This window comes from Streptomyces sp. SCSIO ZS0520, from assembly GCF_025643355.1.
Lineage (GTDB): Bacteria > Actinomycetota > Actinomycetes > Streptomycetales > Streptomycetaceae > Streptomyces > Streptomyces physcomitrii.
On sequence record NZ_CP092644.1, the window covers coordinates 4,124,527 to 4,139,455 of the forward strand.

Here is a 14,929-nt window from a genome sequence, read left to right on the forward strand (position 1 = left end):
CCCCCCCTATGTGGTCCACCTTCGCTTCCCCGCCCTCGCCCCACCGCCCCACCGCCCCACCGCCCCGCCCTCAAGCCCTCCCGAAGTGCCCCGCCACAGCCCGGAACGACTCCTTGGGCTCCCAGTGCCACTCCCGCCCCGGCTCGTCCTTGCTCTGCCACAGGGGCTTGACCAGGCTGTAGCTGGCCATGTCCAGGTCGTAGCGCCGCTCGGTGCGGTGCGGGGCGTCCGAGGTGACGAACTGGTAGGCGAGGGCGGCGTACAGGTTCATCGACTCGAAGATGTCGAGCAGGTCGGCGAGGTAGGCGGCCTGGGTGCGTTCGCTGCGGACCAGGCCGCTGATGATCTCCGGGGGTTCCTTCTCGTAGTCGACGGCGTCCCAGCCCATGCCGCCTTTCTCCGGCGCCCCGCGGTAGGTGCAGGTGCCGAATTCGGAGACCACGACCGGCTTGCCCCACCGCTGGTACGTGCGCAGTTCGCGGATGTGGTCGGCGCGATGTGGGAAGTAGGCGTAGTAGTTGACGCTGACCAGGTCGAAGAGGCTCCAGTCGACCTCGTCGCCCGCGGCCGCACCGTAGGTGATCCGGCCGCCGAAGACGGACCGGGCCGTTTTCGCGGACTTGGCCACGAAGGCGCGTAGCCGCTTCTGCATCGTGACGGGGTCGAAGTTGCCCTGGGTGAGGTTCTCGATGCGTTCGAGGGCGTTGGCGCCGGGCACGATGCCGGGGACGAAGAGCACGAACTCGCAGCCCACGCTGAAGTGTACGGCGGCGCCCTGCTTGCGCAGTCGTTCGGCGTGCTTTCCGGTCTCCGCCAGGTGTTCCAGGATCTCCTTGTGCGGGCGGTCCGCGAGCCGGGGCTGCAGCCAGACGTGGAGGCCCTCCTCGGCCGCCTGGGTGGAGGTGGCTTTCAGCCGGTCGACTCCGTCGCCGAAGACCGAGACGGAGTTGGCGCCCAGATCCCGCCGGATCACCCGCAGGTCCTCGCGCATCCGGGCCGCGTTCCAGCCGGTGTGCGGGGTCTCGCCGTCCGCGACCTCGTAGCCGACGCCGCGGTAGGTGAGTCCGCGGTGGCCGCCTTGGGCCGCGTGGCGCGGCTCCGTGGCCTCGGCGCGGTGGGTGCCGTGGCCTGTCAGGATCCCCCCTGCCGTGCCCGCGATCCCGACCGCCGCCGCCCCCGTCAGGAACTGCCCTCGGCTGATCTTCCTGCCTCGCATCGTGCCGCCTCCGTCCGCCCGTGGATCCTGCCGCCGCGCCTCGGGAACTGCGCGACCGGTTCCTCAGTCTCGGGAGGCTGGGTGGCCGTGGTCGTCGGCCGATGGTCTACGGCGCATCGACCTTGGTCGGCGGCGGCGAGCTGGGCAGTCGGCCATGAGCGGCGAGCAGCACCCCTCGGCGACGAGGGACGGCAGCCACCGGCGCATGCCCGACGCCGTGTCATCGTCCGGCAGCACACGGCATCGGTGCCCACCGCACCCGCACCCGCCCGCCAGCCAATGTCGTCCGCGAGACGGCGAGTCCGCGCCCGATCGCCTCCGGCCGTGCCCCTCCATGCCCGGAGTGGTTCAGGCGCCCACGCTGCCGTCGATGGCCTCGCGCAGGAAGTCGGCGTGGCCGTTGTGCCGCGCGTACTCGTGGATGAGGTGCAGCATGACGAGGCGGAGGGAGACATGCTCGCCCCAGCGCTTCTGATATCCCGTGACGTCGAGGGAGGCGGCGGACTCCTCGATGCGCCGGGCGTGGGCGACCTCGGTCTCCCAGGCTTCGAAGGCCTCGGTGGCACTGGCCTCGCGGGCGTCGTAGGCGACCTGGTAGTCGCCGGTGGGGGACCAGACGAGCTCGATGTCCTCGGCGTCGATGACCCGGCGGAACCAGGTGCGTTCGACCTCGGCCATGTGCCGTACGAGGCCGAGGAGGGACAGCGTGGACGGCGGCATCGACTGGCGGCGCAGCTGCTCCTCGGTGAGGCCCTCGCACTTCATGGCGAGGGTGGCGCGGTGGAAGTCGAGATAGGCGCGCAGGGTCTCGCGTTCGCCGCCCTGGAGTGGCGGACCGGTGCGCTCGGTGGTCATGTCCCTGTTCTCCCTTGCCTTCGTCAACTCGCCTTGCGCTCCCGGGGGCGAGAGCGGACGTGCTCTGCCGGACGGCCCCGAACTCCGTGCCGCCCAGCCACCTCCGCATGAGGTGCGACCGCCCGACGCTATCCGAGGCACCGCGAGGCCTCACCGCGCCCCCGGTAGATCGCACTTCCGGCAGCCCCGCCCCGGTTCCCCCCAGCCCGCGGCCCCACCACTCGGCACCACCCGCGCCCCACCCATCGCCGGCAACTCCAGCACAGCGCAAGCAAAGTGGACCGGGCCCAACCCCAGCGGACGCAGGGCAGGCGAAGTGGAGGCGGCCCAACCCAAGTGGACACAGCGCAAGCGAAGCGGACGCGGCACAAGCGAAGCGAAGGCGGCACACCAGAAATCAGCTCGACCTGCGGTGCATACGAGAGTGAACTGACCCCATGACGACGACATCGCAACCAGAGCCGCCCTCCCGGCCAGAGCCGACCCCTCACCAAGAGCCGCCCCCTCAGGACGAGTTGCTCCCCGCCACCCGCCGGGCCCTGCTCCACCGCGTGGCCGTGGCGCAGGTCGAGGGGAGGGCGCCGTCGCTGGTCGCCGCGGTGGTGCGCGGGGGTGAACTGGTGTGGAGCGGGGCCCGTTCCGGTCCGGGGGGCCGGCAGCCGGGCACCGACGTCCAGTACCGCATCGGTTCGATCACCAAGACCTTCACCGCGGTGCTGGTGATGCGGTTGCGGGACGAGGGGTTGCTCGACCTCACCGACCCGCTGGAGAAGCATCTGCCCGGCACCGGAGTGGGCGAGGCGACCGTCGCCGAGCTGCTCGCGCACACCGGTGGGCTCGCCGCCGAGTCCCCGGCGCCCTGGTGGGAGCGCACCCCCGGCTCGCTGCGCCCGGAGCTCGCCGACGTCCTGGGGGAGGAACCGCTGCGTCACCCGGTGGGCCGCCGCCACCACTACTCGAACCCCGGTTTCACCCTCCTCGGCGCGCTCGTGGAGGAGGTCCGCGGGGCGCCTTGGGAGGAGGTGCTGCGGCGGGAGGTACTCGTACCGCTGGGGCTGGAGCGCACCTCGGGGTCTCCGCAGGCGCCGTACATGGAGGGGTGGGCGGTGCATCCCTGGGCGGATGTGCTGCTTCCGGAGCCGAGCGAGGACCTGGGGCGGATGGCGCCCGCGGGCCAGCTCTGGTCGACGGCGGAGGATCTGGCGCGGTTCGCCTCCTTCCTCGCGTGCGGGGACGAGCGGGTGCTCAGCGCCGAGTCGGTGCGCGAGATGCGGACGCCCGCAGCGCCCCCGGAGGCGGCGGAGGTGGGGACCGGGACCTCGTACGGGCTCGGGATGCAGCTGCAGTCGCACACCGGGCGGCTGCTCGCGGGGCACTCGGGTTCGCTGCCGGGGTTTCTCGCCTCCCTGATGTTCAGTGCCGAGGACGATCTCGGCGCGGTCGTGCTCAGCAACTGCACCTCGGGGCCGCTCTGTTCGACGGTCGCCGCCGACCTCGTACGGATCGTCGCCGAGGCGGAGCCCCGGATTCCCGAGCCCTGGCGTCCCCTGGCAAAGGCGGAGGACTCCGTGCTGGCGCTCGCCGGGCCCTGGTACTGGGGCACGCAGGTGATGGCGCTCCGGATCACCCGCGAGGGCGGGCTGTCGCTGGGCCCCCTGGCCGGTGGCGGTCGGCGCTCGCCTTTCCGGAGCAACGGCGACGGCACCTGGACGGGGCTCGAGGGGTACTACGCGGGCGAGTTGCTCCAGGCGGTGCGCCGCGCGGACGGCTCGGTGAGCCATCTCGACCTCGGCTCCTTCGTCTTCACGCGCGAGCCCTACGAGCAGGGGGCACCGGTCCCGGGAGGCGTCGACCCGCAGGGCTGGAGGCCCCTGCCGGAGTGAGCGGTCCGCCACCTCCGAGTCGCCAACTGCCGCGCGTAGCCGACCGTTTCACGTGAATCCGCGAGGGGCCGCGTGAAATAAGCACGAACTCGCCTGAGGACAGCCGGACTTCCCGGTTCCCGGACCCTCGACACCAGGCCCGGGCACTGTTTCACGTGAAACAGTGCCCGGGCTCGCCTCTGCCCGACCGAACCTGCTCAGAGCTGTTTCTTGAACCCCACATGCGAGGCCGTGAAGCCGAGTCGTTCGTAGAAGCGGTGGGCCTCGGTGCGGGTGGCGTCCGAGGTGAGCTGGACCAACTGGCAGCCCTCGTCGCGGGAGGTGTCCACCGCCCATTCGATGAGCCGGCCGCCGAGGCCGCTGCCGCGGACATCGGCGTGGATACGGACCCCCTCGACGAGCGAGCGGGTCGCTCCCTTGCGGGAGAGCCCCGGGATGATGGTGAGCTGGAGGGTGCCGACGACCTGCTCGCCCTGGACGGCGACCACCAGATGCTGGTGCGGATCGGCGGCGCAGCGCGCGAAGGCGGTCCGGTACGGGGTGAGGTCGTCTGGCGACTCGCGCTGGGCGCCCAGCGCGTCATCGGCGAGCATGTTCACGATCGCCTGGAGGTCGTCCTCGGTTGCCGGTCTGATCTCGATGTCCATGAACCGAAGCCTAGGCGGGGGAGAGTGCGGCTCCGACGGGGGTGGAGGCCAGCGGCACCCCGGCGGTCTCGACGGCCCGGACCAGCGGGGCGAGCTGCGGGTCCCGGGCCGCCTCGTCGAGGGCTTCGCGCAGCGCGCCGTCATTGGTGGGCCGGGCCTCGGCGAGCAGCCGGTTGCCCTCCTCGGTGACGTCCGTGTAGATGCCGCGGCGGTCGGTCGGACACAGGTAGCGGCTGAGCAGCCCGCGGTCTTCGAGCCGGGTGACCAGGCGGGTGGTGGCGCTCTGGCTGAGCACCACGGCGTCGGCGACCTGCTTCATCTGCAGATGGCCGCCCTCGCCGTTGTGCTGCCTGCTGAGCGAGTTGAGCAGGGAGTATTCGCGGACGCTGAGCCCGTGCCGGGACTGGAGGGCCTTCTCGATATGGGCCTCGATCCTGCCGTGCAGCAGCGACAGGGCGCACCAGCCCTGGGCGAGTGCGGTCAGCGCGGGGTCGGTGGCGGCCATCTTCGGGGACCTCCTCTGCTGGCTCCGGTCTGCCGGTGCCGGACGGCTGTGACCCAGGATACGGCAGCGCTGCAATAGCCCGCGCTTGCAATTAAACCGCGTATGCAACTACCGTCGTACGCGTCATACAAGCGTGTGCAGGTCGTTCCTGGGTCTGCTGTGCGCCCGCTCTCAGGAAGGTGGCTCATGCCCCTCGCGCTCCTCGCCCTGGCGGTCGGGGCTTTCGGTATCGGCACCACGGAGTTCGTGATCATGGGCCTGCTGCCCGAGGTCGCGGAGGACTTCGGTGTCTCCATCCCCTCGGCCGGGCTCCTGGTCACCGGCTACGCCCTCGGGGTGGTGATCGGTGCCCCGCTGATGACCGCCCTGGGCACCAAGATCTCCCGTAAGCGGATGCTGATGCTCCTGATGGGGCTGTTCATCGCCGGGAACACCCTCTCCGCGCTCGCCCCGAGCTTCGAGCTGATGCTGGCGGGCCGCATCGTCGCCTCGCTCGCCCACGGCGCCTTCTTCGGCATCGGTGCCGTGGTGGCCGCCGAACTCGTCGCGCCCGAGAAGCGGGCCGGGGCCATCGCGCTGATGTTCACCGGTCTGACCGTGGCCAATGTGCTCGGCGTCCCCCTCGGCACCCTGGTCGGGCAGCACGCGGGCTGGCGGGTCACCTTCGGCCTGGTCGCCGGGCTCGGCGTGCTCGGTCTCGCCGGAGTCGCCGCCCTGGTCCCCGAGACCGCCCGGCCCGAAGGGGTGCGGCTGCGCCACGAGATCGCCGTCTTCCGCAATGTGCAGGTCCTGCTCGCCCTGGCGATGACCGTGCTCGGCTTCGGCGGTGTCTTCGCGGCGATCACCTATATCGCCCCGATGATGCGCGAGACCGCGGGCTACGCCGACTCCTCGGTGACCTGGCTGCTGATCCTGCTCGGCCTCGGCATGGTCGCGGGCAACCTCCTCGGCGGCCGGTTCGCCGACCGGGCCCTGATGCGGATGCTGTACGTCTCGCTCGGCGGCCTCACCGTGGTGCTTGCCCTGTTCACGGTCACCGCGCACCACAAGGCCACCGCGGCCGTCAGCCTGGCGCTGATCGGCGCCCTCGGCTTCGCCACCGTGCCCCCGCTGCAGAAGCGGGTGCTCGACCAGGCGGCCGGTGCCCCCACCCTCGCCTCGGCCATGAACATCGGCGCCTTCAACCTGGGCAACGCCCTCGCGGCCTGGCTCGGCGGACTCGTCATCGCCGGGGGCCTCGGCTACACCGCGCCGAACTGGGTGGGCGCCCTCCTCGCCGGATCCGCCCTGCTGCTCGCCGTCCTCGCGGCCGCCCTGGAGCGCCGGTCACCCGCAGCGGGCCGTACCGTCGCCCGCTCCGCGCCGGACCGGCCGACGGAGTCCGTCCGCGCCTGAGCCCACGCCCGGGCGGCCCGGCGTAGCCGCCCCGTCAGGCCGCGGCGACGGTCAGCGGAGCGAAGCGGCGCCGCCAGTCGCCGGGCAGCTGCGGGGCGCCGTGGACCATCACGGTCTGGTGGAAGGCCCCGGCCAGGCCCTGCGTCTTCGCCCAGTCGAGGAGTTCCTCGTGGCGTACGTCGATGTCGGTACGGAGTTCGCGCGCGGTCCCGGCGGCGAGCGCGGCGATCAGCGCCTGGGCGGTGCCGGTGTCCTCGGCGACCAGCGGGCCGATGACGTCGTGGTGCGTATTGGGCCAGGCCGCGGCGAAGCCGGTCAGCCTGCCGCCCGACTCGGCCACCCGGAACTGGTCGGCGAAGGCCGGGAGGCGGGTCAGCATATGGGTCCGGTCCAGGCCGAAGACCTCGGCGTCCAGCCGCAGGATCGCGGGCAGGTCCTCGGCGGTGGCCGGGCGGGTGGCGCGTTCGGGGACCGGGGCGGCCTCCCGGTAACGGCCCTTCACCGTCTCCACCTCGGCGGTGGCGGTGAAGCCCAGCCGTTCGTACAGGGGCAGGCCGAGCGGGGTGGCGTGCAGGGTGAGGGCGGGCGTGCCCGCCGCGGCGAGGGCGTGCTCCATCAGCCGCCGTCCGAGCCCGCGGCGCTCGTGCCGCTCGGCGACCAGGACCATGCCGATCGCGGCCAGTTCCGGCTTCTCGCCGGGGCCGAACCAGGTGAGGGTGCAGGCGCCGATCAGCCCCGCGCCCTCCGGGTCGTCGATCCCGTAACCGGCCCCCGCGGTGAGCAGGAACCCCCACTTGTGCTCCTCGCGCGACCACCCCCGGGACTCCGAGAGATCGGCACAGGCGTAGAGATCGCGCCGGGTGAGCCGGCGAATGGGCAGAAGGGAGAGCTCAGGTGTCGACACGCAGGTCAGGCTGTCTGACGTACCGCCCCGGCGTCCACCTTTTTGCCCGCCCGCGACCTCTGCTTTCGGCCACGGCGGGTCAGGCCCCAGGGCTTGAGCAGAGACAGCGCTGTCATGAACAGATACGTGGCGAGAGAGACCGAGGGCGGCACGAGCATAGTGCCCGCATCCGAGAGGGTTTCGCCCGCAATCGCCTCCGCCGCGGCCGTATTGATGCCCGGCCGCAAAGAGAAGATCGTCAGACCTGTGGTGATCAGTGTCAGCCAGAACTTGACCGAGACCCACCGGTGCCGCAGCAGCCCCCAGGACGTACCGAGGGAGAGCACCAGCCCACTCGCCAGCGTGGTGAAGGCCACCGGGATCAGCAGCCAGTCCGCGAACATCTTCATCGAGCGGTACGAGGCCTCGGCCGCCTCCGGGGTGGTCGCCGCGGTGATCGCCAGCGCGAGCAGCCCCAGCGACAGGCCCAGCCAGCTGACCGAGGCGGAGACATGGAGGACGAGGAAGGCCCGGCGTGCGGGACGGCGAAGTTTCACGTGAAACACCGTGCCGCCGCCGACCGGTCCGGGTCGTCTGACAGCGGGAGTAACCGCGCCTACTAGCCTCGGCGTATCCGAGCGGGCCCCCGCGAGTCCGGCGCGAGCCCAGCCTGATCCGAAAGAAAGGCCCTAGCCCAAGTCCCCCGCGTGCAGCGCGTGGACGCCCTCCACATTGCCGTCCAGGTAGTGCCGCAGCGAGAGCGGCACCAGGTGCACCGAGGCGATGCCGACGCGGGTGAAGGGCACCCGGACGATCTCGTACTCCCCGCAGGGCTCCTCGACCTCGGGCCCGTGCCGCTGCGAGAGGTCCATGGATTCCAGGCGGCAGACGAAGAAGTGCTGGACCTTCACCCCGGTCGTGGCGGCGTCCGGGCCGATGTGCTCCACCGTGTCCACGAAACAGGGCACCACATGGGAGATCTTGGCGCCGAGTTCCTCGTGCACCTCGCGGTGGAGGGCCTCGACGACGGTGGCGTCCTCGGGCTCGACTCCCCCGCCCGGAGTGACCCAGTACGGATCGACCCCGGGTTTGGTGCGCTTGATCAGGACGAGGTCGGCGCCGTCGAGCAGGACGGCACGGGCGGTGCGCTTGACCACGGGTCGGACGGTCATGGGAGAAATGTGGCCCCGGTACCCGCCGGTGAAACCTCTCGGTTCCGCCCGGACAGGAGTGCCCCGGCGCGGCCTCCGGTGCCGCTCACGCCGCCGTCTCCCGCGCGGTGTCCAGGGCGCGCAGCACGTCGCCGACCAGGTCATCGGTGTTCTCCGCGCCTGCCGAGAAGCGCACAAAGCCCTCGGGCACGGCGTCCCCGCCCCACCGGCCGCGCCGCTCGGCGGTGGAGCGGACCCCGCCGAAGCTGGTCGCCTCCTCCACCAGGCGCAGCGACGTGAGGAAGCGCTCGGCGTACGCCTTCGAGGGCAGCGTGAAGGAGACCACGCAGCCGAAGCGCCGCATCTGCCGGGCGGCGACGGGATACGAGGGGTCCCCGGGCAGCCCGGGGTAGCGCAGCCCGCTGATCTCGGGCCGGTCCCGCAGCGCCTCGGCGAGGGCGAGCGCGTTGGCGTTCTGCCGCTCGGCCCGCAGCTCCACCGTGGCCAGCGAACGGTGCGCGAGCCAGGACTCCATCGGCCCCTGCACCGCCCCGACGATCTTGCGCCAGCGCCGCACCGAGGCGGCGAGCGCGGCGTCCCGGCAGATGACATAGCCGAGCAGTACATCGCCGTGCCCGGTGAGCTGCTTGGTCCCGCTGGCCACCGCGAAGTCGGCGCCGAGCGCGAGGGGGCGCTGCCCGAGCGGGGTGGCCAGGGTGTTGTCCACGGCGACCAGGGCGCCGCCCGCGTGGGCCGCTTCCGTCAGCCGCCGGATGTCGCAGACGTCGAGGCCGGGGTTGGACGGCGACTCGATCCACAGCAGCCGGGCACCGTCGAGCACCTCCAGCTGGGCGTCGCCGCCGGTGGGCGCGGTCCGTACCTCGATGCCGAAGGCGGTGAGCTGCTCCCGTACCAGCGGCAGCGCCTGGTAGCCGTCGTCGGGCAGGACGACCGCGTCTCCCGCGCGCAGCTGGGAGAAGAGCACGGCGGAGATCGCGGCCATGCCGGAGGCGAAGACCAGGGCCTCGATCCCGTCCTCGCCGGGGGCCTCCAACTCGCCGAGGGCCCGCTCCAGACGGGTCCAGGTCGGGTTCTCGTCGCGGCCGTAGGTGTACGCGCCGGTGGGCTCGCCCGGCAGGTGGTAGTGGGCGGCGAAGACGGGACCCGGCAAGGTGGGCTCGTGCTTCACGGGGGCGGGCAGCCCGGCCCGCACCGCCCGGGTGCCCTCGCCCCGGGTCTCCTCCACCGACTCCACCGGAACCGCCGACTCCACCGGATCCACCGGATCCACCGGCCCTGCCGACCCCGCCCGCTCCTCGCTCACGACCGCCCCTTCACCTCTGTGCGTACCGCTTCCAGCAGCCCGTCGACCGCCCGCTCCACCGAGTCGAGGCAGTCCTCGAAGCCCTCGATGCCGCCGTAATAAGGGTCCGCCACGTCCAGGTCGGCGCCCGCGGCGGGGTCGTAGGAGCGCAGCAGGCGGACCTTCGCGGCGTCCGCCGGGCCCGGGGCGAGGGCGCGCAGCTCCCGCAGGTGGCCGCGGTCGAGGGCGAGCACCAGGTCGAGCCGGGAGAACCACTCGGCCCGGAACTGCCGGGCGAGGTGATCGCCCGGGTATCCGGCGGCCCGGAGGACCTCGACCGTGCGCGGGTCGGCGCCGTCGCCCTCGTGCCAGCCGCCGGTGCCGGCGCTGTCGGCCTCGACGAGGGTGTCCAGCCCCTCGTCGGCCAGGCGGGCGCGGAAGACGATCTCGGCCATCGGGGAGCGGCATATGTTGCCGGTGCAGACGAAGCAGACGCGGTAGGGCACGGGTGCTCAGTCCTCGTCGGGCAGTACGACGTGCAGGGCCCAGGAGACGACCGAGATGATCAGGCCGCCGAGCACCGCGGTCCAGAAGCCCTCCACATGGAAGCTGACGTCGAGCTTCCCGGCGATCCAGGAGGTCAGCAGCAGCATCAGGGCGTTGACGACGAGGGTGATCAGCCCGAGCGTGAGGATGAACAGCGGGAAGGTCAGGACCTGCACCACCGGCTTGACGAGGAAGTTCACCAGGCCGAAGAGGAGCGCGACCACGATCAGCGTGAGCACCTTGCTGCCGGTGCTGTGCCCGGTGAGGGTGATGTCGCCGAGGACCGCGACCGCGACGAGCAGGGCTCCCGCGTTGGCCAGCGTCTTGACTACGAAATTCTTCATGTGTCTGATCGTGGCAGACACGGCCGGAAGACGATCGGGCCGACCGCCATCCGAGCAGGCCGGCCCCGCGCCGCCGGTTCGGCGCGGGCAGCAGCGGACACCACAGGGCAAGGGGCACAGGGCGGCGATGAAGGCTTTCCGGCTGGAAGAGCTAGAGGTGGAGCGGGCCGCGAACGACGGCGCCTATCTGCAGTTCCTGCGCGAGCGGAACATGTCGGTCGGCCTCTACGCCCTCGACGCCGGGCAGAGCGACCCGCAGCGCCCGCACCGGCAGGACGAGGTCTACTTCGTGGTCAGCGGCCGGGCCGCGCTCACCGTCGGCACCGAGACCACCCAGGTCGCCCGCGGCAGCGTCGTCTACGTGCCGGCCGGGGTGCCGCACAAGTTCCACCACATCAGCGAGGACCTGCGGGTGATGGTGGTCTTCTCGCCACCGGAGGCCTGAGCCCCTCGGGGCGGTACGAGGGGGAGCGCCTGCCCGGTGCGGCGGGGCGGCCCGGCGCCGGAGCGGAACGGGCCCTCAGGGATGCCCGGCGGATCGGGGCCCGGCACCCCTAGGGGGCGGTTCAGGGAGAGGCAAGGGGCCGGGGAGCCCCGCGGCCGTCCGGCGCGTCCTAGCATCGGAGACACGAAAATGATCCGAGGTGCGCGCGGGAGCGGCCTCGAGAAGGGCGAGGGCCATGGCTGAGCGAGGATTCTTCACGGGACTGCCGTGGTGGGTGAAGTGGGTCGCGGTGCCGCTCATCGCGCTCCTCGTCTTCGGCGGCCTGATCGGCGGGGTGCTGTCCTTCCTGTTCGGACTGCTGTTCAAGGTGCTGCTGTTCGTGGCCCTGGTCAGCGCGCTGATCTACGTGGTGCGCAAGGTCTCCCGCTCGGGTTCGCGCGGCGGCGGCTGGTAGCGGGTTCCGGCCAGTCGGGCCTGGCGGAAGGGGAGTTGGGGAACCCGCGGGCGCGGGGCGCGGGCAGGGGACCGAGGCAGAGCCGGGGCGGAGCGCACCCGGGACCGGATCCGGGGGCCTGGCGGTGACCCATATCAGGCATTCCCTCGGCAGGGGGAAGTTTCGCCGCAGGGGATCGCGGGCCGCCGACCGGACGTTAAAGTCCAAGACCCCATGAGGGCGGAGCCCCTGGTCGGCCGAGCCCCTCCCGTGTTCCCCCCTCCGGCACGGCCGGAGCCCCCACGCGCTTCGGGAGTGACCTTTGACAAGGACCGACTCCAGCCCCGCCGGGACCCCGCTCGCCCAGCCCACCGCCCGTACCCTTCCGGCGCCCGCGGCCCAGCCCGGCGCCCCCACCCTCATCGGCTCCGTCCAGCGGGCCATGCGGCTGCTCGAAACCGCCGCCCGGCACACCGGCGGGGCCCCGGCCAAGCAGCTCGCCCGGGAGGCGGGCCTCGCCCTGCCCACCGCGTACCACCTGCTGCGGACCCTGGTGCACGAGGGCTATCTCCGGCGCGAGCAGGGCGTGTTCGTGCTCGGCTCGGCCGCCGAGCGGCTCAGCAGCGGGGCCGCGGAGCAGAATCGTCGCGCCAGGATCGGCAAGACGCTCGACGACTGCTGCGAACTCCTCGGCGTACCGCTGTACTTCGCGGTCTACCGGCAGGGCGAGATCGAGGTGGTCTCGGTCGCGGAGCGGCCCGGGCACCGGGCGGTCGAGGAGTGGGCCGACTTCCGGGCGACCGCGCACGCCCACGCGATCGGGCAGTGCCTGCTCTCGCAGCTGGATCCGGAGGCCCGCCGGGACCACCTGGACCGCTATCCCGTCCAGGCCCTCACCCCGTACACGGTCCGTGACGAGCGGACGCTGCTCGCGCGACTCGAAAGAGTGCCGCGCATGCAGCCGGTGACGGAACGTCAAGAATATGCGGTGGGGACGGTTTGCGCCGCGATCCCCATCACGGCCGGGGCGACGGCGGCCGCGGTCGCCCTCTCCCTCCCCGCTCACCAGGCACGACGCCTGGCCGCGGTCTCCTTCCGGCTGCAGACGGAGATCGGCCGCGTGGTGGGCTCGCTCTCCTTCTCTATCAGCATCTGAAAACTCACTCCTTGTGATTCGTTGGATACGTAGAGCAAGATTCTCTTCAGTCGGACAGAGTGGGGACATCGGCCGAGCCGGAGTTCCGCGCCGGTCCGGCGATCGCACACGACGGCACACGAGGCGACGGGGTAGGCATGCGCGAGTCGGTACAGGCAGAGGTCATGATGAGCTTCCTCGTCTCGGAGGAGCTCTCCTTCCGCATCCCGGTGGAGCTGCGGTACGAGACCGCCGACCCCTATGCCGTACGGCTGACCTTCCACTTGCCCGGTGACGCCCCCGTCACCTGGGCCTTCGGCAGGGAACTGCTGATCGACGGAGTGGGCGGCCCGTGCGGCGACGGGGACGTGCGGATCGCACCCGCGGATCCCGAGCTGCTCAACGAGGTCCTGATCAAGCTTCAGGTCGGCAGCGACCAGGCGGTGTTCCGGGCGGGCGTCGCCCCCCTGGTCGCCTTCCTGGACCGTACGGACAAGCTGGTGCCGCTCGGTCAGGAGCGGGCGCTCGCCGACTTCGAGTCCCACCTCGACGAGGCGCTGGACCGCATCCTCACCGAGGAGCAGAGCGCGGGCTGAGCCGGGCCCGCCCCGCTCACCGCCCTGCCGTAACGCTTTTGCTCCTGCGCCGCCCGGGCGCCCCGGGCGGCCGCCTCAGCGCTTGCGGCGCCGTCCGCGCCCCCCGAGTACCGCCGCGCGCCCCGGGGCGCTGCTGCCGCCGGGTGCCGCGCCGCCCGCCGCGGGGGAGCCCTGACCGCCGGGACGGTCGGCCGAGACCACCAGGGCGGCCAGCGCCGTGGTCACCGGCACCGAGGCGACCAGCCCGATCGAGCCGATGAGGGTGCGCACGATCTCCTCGGCGACCAGCTCGCTGGTGGCCACCGTGCCCACGCTCGACTGCGCGATCGAGAAGAGCAGCAGCAGCGGCAGCGCGGCACCGGCGTAGGCGAGGACGAGGGTGTTGACCACGGAGGCGATGTGGTCGCGGCCGATCCGGATGCCCGCGCGGTACAGCTTCCGGCGGCCCATCGCCGGGTCCGCCTGGTGCAGTTCCCAGACCGCCGAGGTCTGGGTGACGGTGACATCGTCGAGGACGCCGAGCGAGCCGATGATGACCCCCGCGAGCAGCAGGCCGCTCATGTCGAGGTCCGGGTAGAGGCCGTGGATCAGGCCGGTGTTGTCGTCGGTGTTGCCGGTCAGCGAGGCCCAGCCGATGAACAGCGAGCCGAGCAGCCCGATCAGCAGCAGCGAGACCAGGGTGCCGAGCACCGCCACCGAGGTCCGCGCGGTCAGCCCGTGGCACAGATAGAGCGCCACCAGCATGATCGCGCTCGCCCCGACCACCGCCACCAGCAGGGGATTCGAGCCCTGCAGGATCGCCGGGAGGATGAACAGGGTGAGCACCGCGAAGCTGACCGCGAGCGCGATCAGCGCCATCACCCCGCGCAGCCGGCCCACCACGACCACCGCGAGCGCGAAGAGCGCCGCGAGCACCCACATCGGCGGCTCGCGGTCGACATCCGTGACGGAGTACTGGAGTTCACGGGGCGCGTCCGGGGCGTAGGCGACGACGACCTTCTGCCCCTCGTGCAACTGCCGCGGCGAGTCCGGCTGCACGATCTCGGTGAAGGTGCGCCCGCTGTCCTTGCCGCTGGTGACCTGCACGGTCGCCTTGCCGCAACGGCCCTTCGCCTGCTGCTGGGCCGAGGTGCCCTCGGCGGTGGAGGTGTCGCCGTTCGGGGTGTCCGCGGAGGGGTTCACCGAGGAGCAGTCGACCTTCTCCAGGCGGGTGACCTCGGCGGACTGCGTCTGCCGGTCGAAGCCGACGCCGGTGCGCTTGTGGTCGGGGGCGCTCCCCGGCCACAGCACGAGCAGGCCGACGGCGACCGCGGCGGTGAAGGGGATCAGCACCGCGGCGATCACCCGGCGCAGATGGCGGGAGACCGGGGCGGCGGGCCCGTGCCCGTGGCTGTGGCCGTGCGCGTGCGGGGGGCCGCCGTGGCCGCCCGGGCCGTCCGCGCCCGCGCCGTCGTCGGGCCCGCCGCCACCCCGTCCGGGCGGCGGTCCGGAGGGCGGATTCGGGGGCTGCTGCGTCGTCGTCACCCGCCGATCATCGCAAGAAGCCGGGGGCGCACTGTTCAGCACGCCCGCGGGGGCGTTAGCGTGGGGGC

17 protein-coding genes are annotated in these 14,929 nt (G+C 72.2%); 6 read left to right on the forward strand and 11 right to left on the reverse strand.

All coding sequences use genetic code 11. From position 1 onward, the window contains the following. Positions 1-70 precede the first annotated feature (70 nt). Both MID12_RS15990 and MID12_RS15995 read right to left on the reverse strand, forming a co-directional pair. Entirely contained in the window at positions 71-1,216 is a 1,146-nt protein-coding gene (locus MID12_RS15990) for an abortive phage infection protein (RefSeq protein WP_263168014.1), read from the reverse strand. Between the two features lie 348 nt (positions 1,217-1,564). After that, positions 1,565-2,071 carry a DinB family protein gene (locus MID12_RS15995; RefSeq protein WP_263168016.1) on the reverse strand — a complete coding sequence of 169 codons (507 nt, stop codon included), beginning with the start codon at positions 2,069-2,071 and terminating at the stop codon, positions 1,565-1,567. A 437-nt stretch (positions 2,072-2,508) separates the two neighbouring features. Between MID12_RS15995 and MID12_RS16000 the strand changes: the two genes are divergently transcribed. Beyond that, positions 2,509-3,954 (forward strand): serine hydrolase domain-containing protein, encoded by a 1,446-nt coding sequence (locus MID12_RS16000; RefSeq protein WP_263168017.1) that lies wholly within the window; start codon positions 2,509-2,511, stop codon positions 3,952-3,954. A 197-nt stretch (positions 3,955-4,151) separates the two neighbouring features. Here MID12_RS16000 and MID12_RS16005 read toward each other — a convergent pair whose 3' ends face one another. Together MID12_RS16005 and MID12_RS16010 are read right to left on the reverse strand one after the other, a co-directional pair. Further along, on the reverse strand, positions 4,152-4,601 hold the full coding sequence (locus MID12_RS16005) for a GNAT family N-acetyltransferase (protein ID WP_040251338.1): 450 nt from the start codon (positions 4,599-4,601) through the stop codon (positions 4,152-4,154). A 10-nt stretch (positions 4,602-4,611) separates the two neighbouring features. After that, positions 4,612-5,106 (reverse strand): MarR family winged helix-turn-helix transcriptional regulator, encoded by a 495-nt coding sequence (locus MID12_RS16010; RefSeq protein WP_263168020.1) that lies wholly within the window; start codon positions 5,104-5,106, stop codon positions 4,612-4,614. Between the two features lie 186 nt (positions 5,107-5,292). On the opposite strand from MID12_RS16010, the gene MID12_RS16015 reads away from it, so the two are divergent. Beyond that, positions 5,293-6,501 (forward strand): MFS transporter, encoded by a 1,209-nt coding sequence (locus MID12_RS16015; protein WP_263168022.1) that lies wholly within the window; start codon positions 5,293-5,295, stop codon positions 6,499-6,501. Between the two features lie 34 nt (positions 6,502-6,535). On the opposite strand, the gene MID12_RS16020 is transcribed toward MID12_RS16015, so the two are convergent. The 6 genes from MID12_RS16020 to MID12_RS16045 all read right to left on the reverse strand — a co-directional run bounded on the left by MID12_RS16020 (position 6,536) and on the right by MID12_RS16045 (position 10,728). Then, on the reverse strand, positions 6,536-7,405 hold the full coding sequence (locus MID12_RS16020; RefSeq protein WP_040251347.1) for a GNAT family N-acetyltransferase: 870 nt from the start codon (positions 7,403-7,405) through the stop codon (positions 6,536-6,538). Between the two features lie 5 nt (positions 7,406-7,410). Continuing rightward, positions 7,411-7,941 (reverse strand): hypothetical protein, encoded by a 531-nt coding sequence (locus MID12_RS16025; RefSeq protein WP_040251350.1) that lies wholly within the window; start codon positions 7,939-7,941, stop codon positions 7,411-7,413. Between the two features lie 132 nt (positions 7,942-8,073). Further along, positions 8,074-8,556, reverse strand: coding sequence for an NUDIX domain-containing protein (locus MID12_RS16030; protein WP_263168025.1), 483 nt, complete (start codon positions 8,554-8,556; stop codon positions 8,074-8,076). Between the two features lie 85 nt (positions 8,557-8,641). Then, positions 8,642-9,826 (reverse strand): cystathionine gamma-lyase, encoded by a 1,185-nt coding sequence (locus MID12_RS16035; protein ID WP_263173182.1) that lies wholly within the window; start codon positions 9,824-9,826, stop codon positions 8,642-8,644. Positions 9,827-9,855: 29 nt separating this feature from the next. Then, positions 9,856-10,344, reverse strand: coding sequence for a low molecular weight protein-tyrosine-phosphatase (locus MID12_RS16040; protein WP_263168027.1), 489 nt, complete (start codon positions 10,342-10,344; stop codon positions 9,856-9,858). A gap of 6 nt (positions 10,345-10,350) precedes the next feature. Next, the gene (locus MID12_RS16045) at positions 10,351-10,728 is read right to left on the reverse strand and encodes a phage holin family protein (protein WP_040251360.1); all 378 of its coding nucleotides are present in this window, start codon (positions 10,726-10,728) and stop codon (positions 10,351-10,353) included. Between the two features lie 127 nt (positions 10,729-10,855). On the opposite strand from MID12_RS16045, the gene MID12_RS16050 reads away from it, so the two are divergent. The 4 genes from MID12_RS16050 to MID12_RS16065 all read left to right on the forward strand — a co-directional run bounded on the left by MID12_RS16050 (position 10,856) and on the right by MID12_RS16065 (position 13,337). Next, complete coding sequence (locus tag MID12_RS16050; RefSeq protein WP_040251363.1) at positions 10,856-11,173, forward strand: cupin domain-containing protein; 318 nt, start codon at positions 10,856-10,858, stop codon at positions 11,171-11,173. 235 nt (positions 11,174-11,408) lie between these two features. Further along, entirely contained in the window at positions 11,409-11,627 is a 219-nt protein-coding gene (locus MID12_RS16055) for a DUF5326 family protein (RefSeq protein ID WP_040251365.1), read from the forward strand. Between the two features lie 421 nt (positions 11,628-12,048). Further along, positions 12,049-12,762, forward strand: coding sequence for an IclR family transcriptional regulator C-terminal domain-containing protein (locus MID12_RS16060; protein WP_040257383.1), 714 nt, complete (start codon positions 12,049-12,051; stop codon positions 12,760-12,762). Positions 12,763-12,899: 137 nt separating this feature from the next. After that, positions 12,900-13,337 carry an SsgA family sporulation/cell division regulator gene (locus MID12_RS16065; protein WP_040251369.1) on the forward strand — a complete coding sequence of 146 codons (438 nt, stop codon included), beginning with the start codon at positions 12,900-12,902 and terminating at the stop codon, positions 13,335-13,337. Positions 13,338-13,412: 75 nt separating this feature from the next. Here the strand turns inward: MID12_RS16065 and MID12_RS16070 are convergent, their stop codons facing one another. Then, positions 13,413-14,861, reverse strand: a complete 1,449-nt coding sequence (locus MID12_RS16070) for a YibE/F family protein (RefSeq protein WP_040251371.1) — start codon at positions 14,859-14,861, stop codon at positions 13,413-13,415. Between the last annotated feature and the right edge of the window lie 68 nt (positions 14,862-14,929).